This is a genomic window from Paenibacillus sp. HJGM_3, from assembly GCF_045062745.1.
Classification (GTDB): domain Bacteria; phylum Bacillota; class Bacilli; order Paenibacillales; family NBRC-103111; genus Paenibacillus_AA.
This window is the reverse complement of record NZ_JBJGED010000004.1, coordinates 267525-279634: the sequence shown is the minus strand read 5'-3', so window position 1 is coordinate 279634 and position 12110 is coordinate 267525. Positions and strand designations below refer to the sequence as shown.

General features: G+C 59.6%; 11 protein-coding genes. 8 read left to right on the top strand and 3 right to left on the bottom strand.

All coding sequences use genetic code 11. The features are described 5' to 3' along the window. Entirely contained in the window at nucleotides 1–963 is a 963-nt protein-coding gene (gene qoxA / locus ACI5FR_RS06805) for a cytochrome aa3 quinol oxidase subunit II (protein ID WP_405452074.1), read from the bottom strand. 914 nt (nucleotides 964–1877) lie between these two features. Between qoxA and ACI5FR_RS06800 the strand changes: the two genes are divergently transcribed. From ACI5FR_RS06800 to ACI5FR_RS06775, 6 genes are all read left to right on the top strand, one after another. After that, a complete protein-coding gene (locus ACI5FR_RS06800; protein ID WP_405452071.1) occupies nucleotides 1878–3227 on the top strand; it encodes an ABC transporter substrate-binding protein in 1350 nt (449 codons plus the stop codon). A gap of 122 nt (nucleotides 3228–3349) precedes the next feature. Then, on the top strand, nucleotides 3350–4210 hold the full coding sequence (locus tag ACI5FR_RS06795; RefSeq protein WP_405452068.1) for a carbohydrate ABC transporter permease: 861 nt from the start codon (nucleotides 3350–3352) through the stop codon (nucleotides 4208–4210). Nucleotides 4211–4228: 18 nt separating this feature from the next. Continuing rightward, on the top strand, nucleotides 4229–5050 hold the full coding sequence (locus tag ACI5FR_RS06790) for a carbohydrate ABC transporter permease (protein ID WP_405452065.1): 822 nt from the start codon (nucleotides 4229–4231) through the stop codon (nucleotides 5048–5050). A 26-nt stretch (nucleotides 5051–5076) separates the two neighbouring features. Then, entirely contained in the window at nucleotides 5077–5790 is a 714-nt protein-coding gene (locus ACI5FR_RS06785) for a FadR/GntR family transcriptional regulator (protein ID WP_405452062.1), read from the top strand. A 106-nt stretch (nucleotides 5791–5896) separates the two neighbouring features. After that, nucleotides 5897–6823, top strand: a complete 927-nt coding sequence (locus ACI5FR_RS06780; protein ID WP_405452059.1) for a dihydrodipicolinate synthase family protein — start codon at nucleotides 5897–5899, stop codon at nucleotides 6821–6823. Nucleotides 6824–6835: 12 nt separating this feature from the next. Then, nucleotides 6836–7933: a Gfo/Idh/MocA family protein gene (locus tag ACI5FR_RS06775; protein ID WP_405452057.1), complete on the top strand. Its 1098-nt coding sequence runs from the start codon at nucleotides 6836–6838 to the stop codon at nucleotides 7931–7933. Nucleotides 7934–8012: 79 nt separating this feature from the next. Here the strand turns inward: ACI5FR_RS06775 and ACI5FR_RS06770 are convergent, their stop codons facing one another. Continuing rightward, entirely contained in the window at nucleotides 8013–8234 is a 222-nt protein-coding gene (locus tag ACI5FR_RS06770) for a hypothetical protein (RefSeq protein WP_405452055.1), read from the bottom strand. A gap of 224 nt (nucleotides 8235–8458) precedes the next feature. Here ACI5FR_RS06770 and ACI5FR_RS06765 point away from each other — a divergent pair, with 224 nt between their 5' ends. Next, a complete protein-coding gene (locus ACI5FR_RS06765) occupies nucleotides 8459–9067 on the top strand; it encodes an SET domain-containing protein (RefSeq protein WP_405452052.1) in 609 nt (202 codons plus the stop codon). Here the strand turns inward: ACI5FR_RS06765 and ACI5FR_RS06760 are convergent. After that, complete coding sequence (locus ACI5FR_RS06760; RefSeq protein ID WP_405452049.1) at nucleotides 9031–11172, bottom strand: ATP-binding cassette domain-containing protein; 2142 nt, start codon at nucleotides 11170–11172, stop codon at nucleotides 9031–9033. The genes ACI5FR_RS06765 and ACI5FR_RS06760 overlap by 37 nt on opposite strands. Nucleotides 11173–11333: 161 nt before the next feature. Between ACI5FR_RS06760 and ACI5FR_RS06755 the strand changes: the two genes are divergently transcribed. Continuing rightward, nucleotides 11334–12077: an MBL fold metallo-hydrolase gene (locus tag ACI5FR_RS06755; protein ID WP_405452046.1), complete on the top strand. Its 744-nt coding sequence runs from the start codon at nucleotides 11334–11336 to the stop codon at nucleotides 12075–12077. The last annotated feature ends 33 nt before the right edge of the window (nucleotides 12078–12110 follow it).

Genomic DNA, 12110 nt, shown 5'->3' with positions numbered 1-12110 from the left:
CTACTTGTGCCCGGAGATGGTGGACGGCTTGTTCCACTCGGCGCCGTTCTTGCCTTCGGTCTCCGTCGTGTGGCCGTGCTCCGTGCCGCCGTTTTTGTTCACGATCGCTTCGAACAAGCCTTCCGGGAAGGACGAGTACGTCGCTTGGTCCGATCGGCTGGGCTTGGCGAGCTCATCATAGCCCGCTTGGGTCAGCGCCGGGGCGTTCAGCTTCACTTCCTGCACCCACTGCTCGAATTCCTTCTGCGGCTTGGCGATCACCTTGAACTGCATATGGGCGAATTCCTTGCCTGTGAAGTTCGCGCCTTTGCCGTCATACTCGCCGGGCTCATCGGCTTGGAGCCACATCTGCATCGCCATGCCGGGCATCGAATATTCTTGGCCGGCCAGCTGCGGCACCCAGAACGAGTTCATCGGCGCGTCCGATGTCAGTTCGAAGATAATCGGGACCCCGGCCGGTATCTCTGCATAGTTGACGGTCGCGATCTTCTGATCCGGATACGTGAACAGCCATTTCCAGTCCAGAGACGTCACTTGGATCTTCACCGGTGTCGCATCATGTACCGGCACCTTCTCGAGCGCGTAAGTGTCCCGCACCGTGAAGTACCCCAGGATGCCGATGATCACGATCGGGATCCCCCACCAGATCGTCTCGAGCGTCTTGCTGTCGTGCCATTCCGGCTCGTACGGCGCCTTGTTGCCCGGCTTGTCCCGGTACCGGTAGACGATGAAGATCATCAGGGCGATTACCGGGATCACGACAATCGCGCACAGGACGATCGAGAGAATGATCAAGCGGTATTGCGTCTCGGCGACCGGCCCCTTCGGGTCGAATACGATGTATTTGCTGCCGTCGCACCCTGCCAGGAGCAGCGTGATCGAGGCGGCGGCGATAAGCAGCCCAATGCGGGCTCTAAGCTTCGTCCAGTTTGGTTTCATCCCGTTCTTCCCGTTCTGTTTCATCCGTATTCCACTCCTCTCACCCGTAGCATACTCCTTCGAAATGCCGATTTCTCCCCCGTTTCGCAATGTTCGCCATTTCGTTTCAATCTCGTCATAAGTTGGTCATCAGTTAGTCAACGTTTGAACACGATTTTGTAAAAATTTTTCAGTTAAGGAAATGAAAATGTCTACGCGCCAATAGAAAGGCGTCCGGAGAAGATCCTTACAGAGGTCGTTGGAAGAGTTGGGATGCAGGGGCGGCGGGGGAGTTGAGTTCTGCTGTAATTCGATTTTGCCTACTTACACTAGTCAGCTTTTTACGAAACTATGCTGCAAGTAGATTTTGTCTAATTGCAGAGTTGTTTTTGTGCAACTGAACCTGCAAACCCTCCTCGAATTCGGCAAAATGAAACTAAAGCTTGAATTTGCGAAAAATCCAACCCTGCAATTCGACGATTTCGAACTAGAGCAAAAGTAGGGAACCGTGCCGAGATGCGGCAGAAAATTACTCCACTTCGCAGCCATACTCTCCAAGCACTCCCAGCCTTTGGCCTGCTGTCCACTCGCACCCGGGCAAATCAATTTCTGATTGACAGCGGTTCCAAGAACCGATATTCTAAAATTGATCATATGGTCTAACCATATTCTCTATTTTGCGGAGGCTAGTGGGCAAAAGCGCAGCACCCACCAATTAGGCTGAGAGCACGGCTCACCGACTTTGGCGAAAAACAAGCTCCCCGAGCTTAGTCCCTGCCGCAAGGCTTTCCGGCTTTAGCAGAGAATAAGGGCTATCCACACCTCTTAGTGGTCAGACCATAATACTGATTCGCCAAAGGAGGAGTTCCTTTCATCTCATCGCGCTGCAAGCACCACTCCGGCAACAGAAGCAGGAAAAAGAGACTGTCACGCTTAAGTACTTATTGGGAGGTCCGACTATGAAAAAAACAGTTTGGATAATGGCAGCAATTCTGATGTTTGCCGGGCTGCTGGCAGCCTGCTCAAGCGACAACAAGGGAGACACCAAGGGAACAGGCGCATCCGCCAGCCCGACGCCGCCGGCATTGATCGGTCTGCCACAGGGCAATTTCGAATTGACCTGGTGGGTCGACACTCGCGAAGACGTCCAAAAGATCTACGAAGACTACAAGACCGAATTCGAGAAGCTGCACAGCAACGTCAAGATCAACATCGTCAAGACGCCGGACGACAAAGTCCAAGAGCGCATCAGCGTAGCCGCCAATACCGCGCAGCTGCCCGACGTGCAGCAAGGCTCCATTCTCTGGCCCCTTACGTACGCGAAAAAGAATTTGCTCGTCCCGCTTGACGATATTATCGACAAGGACGATTTTGAAGAAGGCGCTTTGAAATCGCTTGCAGTCGACAACAAAATGTACATTTTCCCCAACAACTCGACCGCTACCGGATTGCTGGTCAATCGTGACCTCTTTAAGGCGAAGAACGCGAACGACCTCCTGCCGGCGAATGGCGCGACATGGTCTTACGATCAATTCCTGAAGGCCGCGAAGGCGGTCAACGACCCGGCGAAGCAAATCTACGGCTTCGGCACGTATGCCGGCGACATCGGCGGCGACCAAGGCCATCATATGTTCCTCTGGGGCTTCGGGGCGAAGACCTGGTCCGACGACAACACCAAAGCGATCCTCAACTCGCCGCAAGCCGTCGAAGGCCTCGAATTCCTGCTGAAGACGATCGACGAAGGCGTAGTGCCTCCGGGAGCGGCAGGCCTCAAAGCCGGCGCCGTCATCAACGAAATGTTCCTGCAAGGCAAAATCGGCATGACATTCGGCAGCATCGGCAACCTGGGCGCGTTCGACAAGGCATTCAACGAAGGCTCCGCTAAGAAGTTCGAGTACGATCTGATCCCTTATCCGTCCAAGGACGGCAAGACGTCCTCCTCCGTTCTGTTCGGTCACGGCACCTGGGTGTGGAACACGAAGAACGAGAACAAGATGAAGTGGGCCAAGGAATTCGCCAAATTCATCAACAACAAGGACAACATGACCAAAATGTCCAAAGCCACATCCGTCATCATCACCCGCAAATCGCTGGCCAAATCGTACGAGCCGAACTCGATGCAAGGAAAGACGATCCAACTGACCAAATATGCCGGCAACATCGGCGCGGCGATCCCGGGCTACACGGAAACGCGGAACGCCTTCTTCCCCGAGCTGCAAGCCGTGTTCCTGAAAAAGAAAACGCCGAAGCAGGCGCTGGACGACTGGGTGGCGAAGGCCAATGAGATTGTAACGGCTGCGTCCAAGTAAAGGTCCATCCTTCGAACTCGTCGATCACCGGTTCCCCGCCGCCCCATGGAGGACGTCCGTACGGAGGCGGGGGATCTCCCTAAATCACACCATAGATTGGGGTCGTTAGAATGCCTACCGGATTGAGAAAGGAATTGTGGGGCCTCTTCTTTATCGCCCCGTTCCTGCTGGTTTTCCTGCTGTTCGAGATTTATCCGTTCCTCGATGCCCTCTACTTGAGCTTGTTCGATTACGGCATCGGCACGAAGCGTTTCATCGGGCTGGACAACTACGCGCACTTGATGCAGGACCGCGTGTTCCTGCGCTCCCTATTGAACACATTCGGGTTCGTGATCGGCGTCGTGCCGCTATCCGTGCTGTTCGCGATCTTCGTAGCGAATACCGTCATTCATAAGTCCGCGGCGGTAGCTTCGTTCTTCCGGGCGAGCTTCTACCTGCCGATCGTCACGTCCCAGGTCGTCATGTCGATCGCCTGGCTGTGGATTTACAACCCGGTCACAGGGGTAGCGAACTATGGCCTGTCCCTCTTCGGAGCCGGACCGGTCTTGTGGCTGTCGGACTCGAGTACCGCCTTGCCGGCGCTCATCGTCGTGGTGATCACTTGGATCGTCGGTCAGCCGGTCATCCTGTATTTGGCCGCGCTCGGCAATATCCCGCCGACTTACTTCGAGGCGGCCTCCATCGACGGGGCTTCCCCCTGGCGGCAGTTCTGGAGCATTACCCTGCCCTTGCTGAAGCCCACCACGCTGTATGTCATCGTGACGTCGACGATCGGGGCGTTCCAGACGTTCGTGGCGGTGCAGATGCTGACGGGCGGCGGGCCGAATTATGCCACGACGACGATCATGTACCTGCTGTACGATACGGCTTTCAAGTACGGCAAGCTCGGGCTCGCCTCCGCCATGGGCGTCATTCTGGCGATCGTGATCTCGATCTTTTCCGTCATTCAATTCAAATTTTTCAAAACCGACGTCGAGTACTGAGAGGAGGAACGACCGATCATGGCAGCTAAGCTTTGGAAATGGAGTGCCGATGTTCTGCTGTACGCCTTGGCCGCGTTCTTCCTGTTCCCTCTGTACTGGATGATAACCGGTTCGTTCAAAGATCAATCCACCACGATTAAAATTCCGCCGGAATTTATCCCGCTCAGTCCGAAGCTCGTCAATTATACGCGGCTGCTGAAGGACGGGGACATTTTCCACTGGCTGTACAACAGCATCTTCGTAGGCGTCGTGGCGACCGCGGCCTCCTGCCTGATCGCCACGATGGCGGGCTATGCGCTGACGAAGCATCGATTCAAGGGCCGGGATCTGCTCTTCGGCGCGGTCATCACCACGATGCTGATCCCGAGGCAGCTCGGGCTCGTGCCGATGTTCACGATGATGCGGGAACTCAACCTGGTCAATACGCTCTGGAGCGTCATCCTGCCGATTCTCGCGCTCCCGTTCGGCGTGTTCCTGATGAAGCAGTTCAGCCAGACAATCCCGACCGAGCTGATCGAGGCCGGCAAAATCGACGGCTGCAGCGAAATCGGGCTGTTCACCCGGATTTTCCTGCCGGTCGTCAAGCCGGGGGTTGGAGCGCTCGCGATCTTCGTGTTCTCGTTTTCCTGGAACGACTATTTGTGGCAGCTCGTCATGCTGAGCGACAACGCCAAGATGACGGTCAACGTGGGCATCTCCACGCTGGTCAGCGAATTCGTGGCGAACTACGGCGCCCAGATGGCGGCCGCGACGCTGGGCTTTATCCCGATTTTCATCGTGTTCCTGTCGTTCCAGCAATATTTTGTCAAAGGCATCACCGTCGGCAGCGTGAAGGGCTAACTATACAGATAGGGAGAACGCATACGGTGGACATTCCGGAAAAAGTAAATCTGTCGCATATCGTCGGAGAGCGCATCAAGAGCTATATCCTCGAACACAACATGGTCGCGGGCGACCGGCTGCCGACCGAGAAGCAGCTCATCGAGTCGCTTGGCGTGAGCCGCACCGTCGTCCGGGAAGCGCTCAAGCTGCTGGAGCTGCTCGGGATCATCCGCATCCGCGCGGGCGACGGGATCTACGTGGACTCGGTGTCGCTCAAGCCGCTGCTCGAGCACGTCAGCTTCCGCTGGAGGCAGAACAAGCAAAAGATGAAAGAGCTGCTCGCCACCCGGCGCATCCTCGAGCTAGGCGCGGTGGAGATGGCGGTGCAGCGTTACGATCTCGAGGCGATCTCCGAGATGGAAGGGTGGACCGAGGCGATGGCGGACACGATCCGGAAGGGCAAGCCGCCTTACGAGGAAGACCTGCAGTTCCACCGCGTGCTGTTCCAGGCGACGGGGAACGTGACGTACTACGAGCTGAGCGAGGTGCTAACCGACTTCTTCGCGACCGTGCGAGAGCTCCACTTCGGAAGTCCGGAGGACTCCCTCATCTCGCTCGTCGAGCATCGGAACATCGTGCTGGGCATCCGGGAGCGGAATATGGAGATGGCAAAGCGCGAGATGGAGCTGCATCTGCTGCCGCTGCACAGATTCCTCGACGAAGAGGCCGAGGCGGAAGCCGGCCCTTGTAAGGAGTAGGCTGGAGGCGCCAGGCATGGAGTTGAACTAGTTTGAACTAGCTTGACTGCTTCGAATTTGGTTGGTCCAACCATAATAGAGATAAACATGAGGAGGAGAGCAAACAATGACAAACGAGAAGAAGTTTCACGGGGTAATCGTCGCGTTCAATTCATGCTACAACGACGAGGGAGAGGTCGACCCGCAAAGGGCGAAGGCATACACCCGCTTCCTGCTCGACCGGGGCGTGAACGGCCTCTACGTCGGCGGAAGCACCGGGGAAGGCATGCTGCAGTCGGCCGACGAGCGCAAACGCGTGCTGGAAGCCGTCCTGGAGGAGAACGCCGGCCAAGGGACGGTTATCGCCCACATCGGCGCGATCACGACCAAGGAGAGCGTCGAGCTGGCGCGCCACGCGGAATTGGCGGGTGCGGACGCCATCTCCTCCGTCCCTCCTTACTACTATCGCGTAAGCGAGCAAGGGGCGGCGAAGCATTGGAACGCCATTCTGGCGGCCACCAGCTTGCCGTTCATCATCTATCACATCCCGGCGACGACGGGGTTCGCCCTCACGCCATCGCTGCTGCGCCAGATGGTGCAGAACGACCAGGTGATCGGGGTGAAGATCACGTCCCCGAGCCCTTACGAGCTCCAGCAGTTCAAGGCGATCGGCGGCGAGCGGTTCCACATGTTCAACGGGCCGGATGAGCAGTACTTGGCCGGCCGCGTCATGGGGGCGAGCGCCGGGATCGGCGGCACGTACGGCGCCATGCCCGAGCTGTTCGTCCAGCTCGAGCGCAGCTATGTCGCCGGCGACCTCGCCCAGGCGCAGAAGGTGCAGTTCCAGATCAACGACATTATCGCCGATCTGCTGGCCTTGCCCGTCTACTCGGCGATGAAGGAGCTGCTGAAGCGGCGCGGCGTGCATTGCGGCTCGGTCCGTGCGCCGCTGGAGGAAGTGAACGACAGCCACAAGCCGCAATTGGACGCTCTCTATCGCAAGCTGATGGGTTATATCGCCGAGTATGCCCCCGACACGGCCGCGCAAGCCTAAGGAGACGATACAATGAAAAAGCCTCTTCAGATAGGCTTGGTCGGTAGCGGATACTTCGGCGGACAGCTGGCTCGCGCCCTGCATGCCCTGGAGGACACGACGGTCACCGCCGTGCACGGCGGCAGCCGGGCCGCCGCCCTGGCCGAAGAGCTGGGCTGTGCGTTGGAAGAGCGTCTGGAGGCGCTTATGGAGCGGAGCGACGTCGACGCGGTCGTCGTTGCCAGCCCGAACCACGCGCATGAAGCCCCCGTGCTGCTGGCGGCGCGGCATGGCAAGCACGTCTTCTGCGAGAAGCCGGTCGCCCTGTCGCTGGACGACTGCGAGCGGATGCTCGCCGCCTGCCGGGAAGCCGGTGTGCTCTTCATGGCTGGGCACATCATGCACTTCATGAACGGCGTCGGCCAGGCGAAGCAATGGATCGAAGACGGAGCGATCGGCCGGCCGATCGTCTGCAGCTCGGAGCGAACCGGCTGGGAGGACCAGCAGCCTTCGGTCAGCTGGAAGAAGAACAATGCTACGTCCGGCGGCCACTTGTTCCACCATATCCACGAGCTCGATCTGATGCAAGCGGTCATGGGGCCGGCGAGGAGCGTCAGCATGGCCGGCGGGAATCTCGCACACCACGGCGAGGGATATGGCGACGAGGAGGACGTGCTGCTGCTCACGCTCGAGTTCGAACGCGGCGGGCTCGGCACGATGCAGCTAGGCTCCGGCTTCCGCCTGGGCGAGCACTTCGTCAAGATCAACGGCACCGAAGGCGCCATCCTGATCGACCTCAAGCGCTCGACCGTCGAGCTGAGGCGCGGCGGGCGCGTGGAGGGCCATCTCCTCCACGACACGCCGGAGCAGGACGAAGCGCGGGCCGCCTGGTACCGGCAAGCCGATCGCGGCATCGCCTACGGGCGGAACGCGACGGAGATGCCGGACTGGCTCACTGCGCTCATCCGCAAGGAAATGACCGCCTTCCGCGACGCCGTCCTGGGCCGGCCGATCCCGGCGCCGATGCAGGCGCTGTTCGACGGGTCGGCCGCCCGCTCGTCGATCGCCACGGCGGAAGCGTCCATGCGGGCGCTGCGCGAGCAGCGATGGGTCGAGGTCGCCGGCGGCTAACCCGCGCTTGGCCGCATACCAAAACCGCCCCGCACCTGGAAGAACTCCAGGATGCGGGGCGGTTACTTGTGTAAAACCTCTATTGAGGCGTACGGTCCGTTCGAACGAGCATCAAATGGAACACGGTGCTCAGCAAGTAAATGTTGCCGGCCGCGATCAAAAAGCCAATCCCCACCATAAGCGCCAAGTTCTCTGAACTGAAATCGGTTACATTGAGCAGCACCAGCAGCAAGCCGACAATCGCAGCCATCCAGGAGAAACGGTGCAGCACCTTAATCGCGGTATGGTCTCGGTTGTTCATGGGTCGTAACCCCCTTCATCCCTATTCGTCTGTTTCCGATTCTCTCATTATACCACGTCCGTTCGCAAAATGTTCAAATTTTATTCAACAAACCGACAAAATTTCTCGAGGCTCGCCCAAAAAGGAATATTCCGGAAACCGTCGAACTACTATTTCATCACAACACGATCCAGGCAGAACCACAAAGATCCAGGCAATCAAATCGGAAACAGGGAGTGTTTCGCATGATGCACCCGCATACGGAGCTTCGCTACATTGACGAAGCGATCGGGTTCGGCGTATTCGCCACGCAATTCATACCAAAGGGCACCATCACATGGGCATTGGACGACCTGGATCAAATTCTGGAGCCCGACCAAGTGGATGCCTTGGACGATGATCGCCAGAAGCTCGTGCGCAAATACTCGTACCGCAACCAGCACGGCAAGTACGTCCTATGCTGGGACACCGGCAAATATGTCAACCACAGCTTCCACGCCAACTGCATCGGCACCGCCTACGAGATCGAGATCGCCGTCCGCGATATTCACCCCGGCGAACAATTAACCGACGACTACGGCACGCTGAACATTGACGAGCCGTTCGATTGCTTGCCTGAGCCGGGCACCGACCGCCGCCGGGTGATGCCCGACGACCTGATCCGGCTCGCGGACCATTGGGACGCCCAGGCGCTGGACGCGTTCCGCACCTACAACGACGTCGCGCAGCCGCTCGCGCACTTGATCCGGCCCGAATTCCGGGAGAAGGTGCGCCTCGCCGCCGATCACCAGGTGCTGGTGGATTCCATCCGCCACATTTACTTCAACCGAACCTCCAGCTTCTCGACGAGATGAGGCGCCTTCTGCAGCAGCGACTGGAAGAAGTCCCGCTGCAGGGCGATGAGCACGACCGGTGTCAGCGTACGGATGCTCGCGGTACGGGGAATGTTGCGCAGGAGCGCCATCTCCCCGAAGAAATCGCCGTCGACGAACACCGCGACCCGGTTGTGCTCCCCCGCCTCGTCCCGCTTCAGCACCTCGACCTTCCCCCGTACGATCACGTAGAATTTGTCTCCCGGATCGCCCTCGTGCATGATGTACCGCTCCCGATTGTGCGACTCCGTGGCGAAATACGGCGCGATCTCCTCCAGGAACGTATCGTCGAGCTCCGAGAAGATCGGGAACAGCTTCAGCCGGCTCGCCTGCACCTCGGCATGGTAGCCGTCCTCACTCAGCTGGAAGCCGCTTTGCTTGCTCCAGGACTGCTGATACAGCCCGCCCTGCTGCGCCAGCAGCTCCTCGTGCGTGCCGGCCTCGGCGATCTCGCCCCCGCGCAGCACGTAGATGCGGTCCGCCGACACCGCCGAAGCGAGCCGGTGCGTGACCGAGATCACCGTGCGCGACGCGGTGATCCGCTTCAAAGTGGCGTTGATCGCCGCCTCCGTACCTGGGTCGAGCGCGGACGTAGCCTCGTCGAGCACGAGAATCGCCGGATCGCGGAGGATGGCCCGGGCGATCGCCACGCGCTGGCGCTGCCCGCCGGACAGCCGCCCGCCCCGCTCGCCCACATCCGTCTCGTACCCGCCCGGCAGCGTCAGGATGAAGTCGTGGATCTCCGCGGCGCGGGCCGCGGCCTCGACTTCCGCATCGCTCGCGCCGGCCTTCCCGAGACGGATGTTCTCGCGGATCGATCCGCGGAACAAGAAGCTCTCCTGGAACACGATCCCGATCTGCGCCCGCAGCGAGAGGCGGGCGACGTCGCGGATGTCGACGCCGTCGATCTCCACCGCCCCCTCCTGCGGGTCGTAAAACCGCAGCAGCAGGTTGATGATCGTGCTCTTGCCCGACCCGCTCGCTCCGACCACGGCGACGTAGGCGCCCTTCGGGATCGTCAGTGTGACGCGGTTCAAGCTGACTTGATCCGGCCCGTAGCGGAAGGTGACGTCCCGGAACGCGATCTCGCGCTCGAGCGGGTCGAGCGCCGGCGCGTTCGGACGATCGGCCACGCTCGGCTCCTCCCGGAGCAGCTCCTCCACGCGCGCCATGCCGGCCGTCGCCTGCAGCAGCTGCGGCGCGAGCCACGTGATGGCCGCGACCAAGTAGCTGAGCGCGATCAGAATCGCGCTGAACGCGAGCAGCGAGCCGATGGACAGCCGGCCGAAGTAAGCGAGCAGCGAGCCGGTGCAGATCGTCATCAGATTCAGCAGCATCGTGCCCATGTTCGTCGTCCGGTCGATGAGGAAATTATAGAAGTTGGACCGGGTCGAGGTCAGGCGGTACTGGTGCAGCAATTGGCCGAATCGCCCGATGAAGTGGCTCTGCAGCCCGAACGCCTGAACGACCGGCTGCGCCCCCACATTCTCCTGCACCGCCGTCGCGAGGCTGGACTGGTCCTCCTTCAGCCGATAGCTGGCATCGAAGGCTCGGCTGCCGAACAGCCTCGGCCCGACGAGACACAAAGGCAGGCCGATGACGGCGAGCAGCGCGAGCTGCCACTGTAGCGCGAACAGCACCGCCACGTTCAGCACCAGGCCTAGAATAGACAGCACGGCATACGGGATCAGCATAATAAAGCTGTCGATGGCGATCAGATCGATATTGAACCGGGAGACGATATCGCCTCCGTTCACCCGGTGGTAATAGTCCGCCGAGAGCCGCTGCAGCTTCTCGAACATACGGGCGTATAGATTCGTCACAATCTCGGTCCCCAGCCGGGCGAACATCCGATCGCGAAATATGCCGATCACGGCGGACGTGAGCGCTGCGGTAACGAGAAGGGTCAAGATGAGGAGCAGCAGGTGGTATCGCTGTGGAACGACCGCCAGGTCGATAATGAATTTGAAGCTGAGCGGCATGAACGTCTCATAGGCGAGCTCCACCAACAGAGCCAGGAACAGCACGGCGGTGCGTCCCTTGTACCGGCCGAACGCCGCCGCAAGAAAGCGAAAGAAAGCGAGCATACTTCCTCCTATAGGCATAAGTGAAGCTAATTTACGACTCAACCTACTAAATTATACCATGTGCTATAATGAAAGAGCTTAGAAGTTCGATCGAATATTCCAAAGGAGGTGCAGCCTGCTCTTGAGACAGGTCGGAGGCCGCCCCGAGAACAGGTACACGTATGCGAATCGCTGAAGGACTGGAAGCTCTGGACATCCCGATGAACGTGAACAATCCGGCCAACCTGATCTACCCTGCCCTGCTGTGGGACGAGAAGCATGCCATTCTGGTCGATACCGGACTGCCCGGAACCGCGCCCCGAATCCGCGAAGCCATGGAAAGCGCCGGTGTACCGCTGCAGAAGCTGACGCATGTGATTCTGACCCACCAGGACGTCGATCACATCGGAGGCTTGATGGGGCTTTTGGAGCTGCTCGACCACCCGATCGAGGTGCTGGCGCATGAAATAGAGCGTCCCTACATCGAGGGGGAGAAGCCGCTCATCAAATGGAAGCCGGAACGGCTCGACGCCATGTTCGAAGCGCTGCCGGAGCCGCAGCGCGAAGAGGCGAAAGCCCGGTTCTCGGCCGCGCTGAAGGCGAAGGTGGACCGCACGGTCGTCGATGGTGAGGTGCTCCCTTACTGCGGCGGCATCCAGATCGTGTACACGCCCGGCCATACCCCAGGGCATATGAGCTTGTACATCCGGAGCAGCAAGACGCTGCTCGCCGGCGACGCGATGGTCGCCCCGGGCGGTCAGCTCCAAGGCCCGAACCCGACGGTCACGCCGGACATGGACACTGCGATGAAGTCCATCGGCAAGCTCGCCTCGCTCGACATCGAGGCGATCCTCTGCTATCACGGCGGTCTCGTCCGCGGCGGGATCCGGGAGCGTCTGGCGAAGCTGACCGTGTCCACCCACTAACGCGAGAGCAAAAAAAGAACCTCTACTCCTCGC

Coding starts and splice junctions, on each gene's coding strand:
- ACI5FR_RS06780 (WP_405452059.1), top strand. CDS start 5,897: ATGACAAACGAGAAGAAGTTTCACGGGGTAATCGTCGCGTTCAATTCA.
- ACI5FR_RS06760 (WP_405452049.1), bottom strand. CDS start 11,172: ATGCTCGCTTTCTTTCGCTTTCTTGCGGCGGCGTTCGGCCGGTACAAG.
- ACI5FR_RS06790 (WP_405452065.1), top strand. CDS start 4,229: ATGGCAGCTAAGCTTTGGAAATGGAGTGCCGATGTTCTGCTGTACGCC.
- ACI5FR_RS06800 (WP_405452071.1), top strand. CDS start 1,878: ATGAAAAAAACAGTTTGGATAATGGCAGCAATTCTGATGTTTGCCGGG.
- ACI5FR_RS06765 (WP_405452052.1), top strand. CDS start 8,459: ATGATGCACCCGCATACGGAGCTTCGCTACATTGACGAAGCGATCGGG.
- ACI5FR_RS06770 (WP_405452055.1), bottom strand. CDS start 8,234: ATGAACAACCGAGACCATACCGCGATTAAGGTGCTGCACCGTTTCTCC.
- ACI5FR_RS06775 (WP_405452057.1), top strand. CDS start 6,836: ATGAAAAAGCCTCTTCAGATAGGCTTGGTCGGTAGCGGATACTTCGGC.
- ACI5FR_RS06755 (WP_405452046.1), top strand. CDS start 11,334: ATGCGAATCGCTGAAGGACTGGAAGCTCTGGACATCCCGATGAACGTG.
- qoxA (WP_405452074.1), bottom strand. CDS start 963: ATGAAACAGAACGGGAAGAACGGGATGAAACCAAACTGGACGAAGCTT.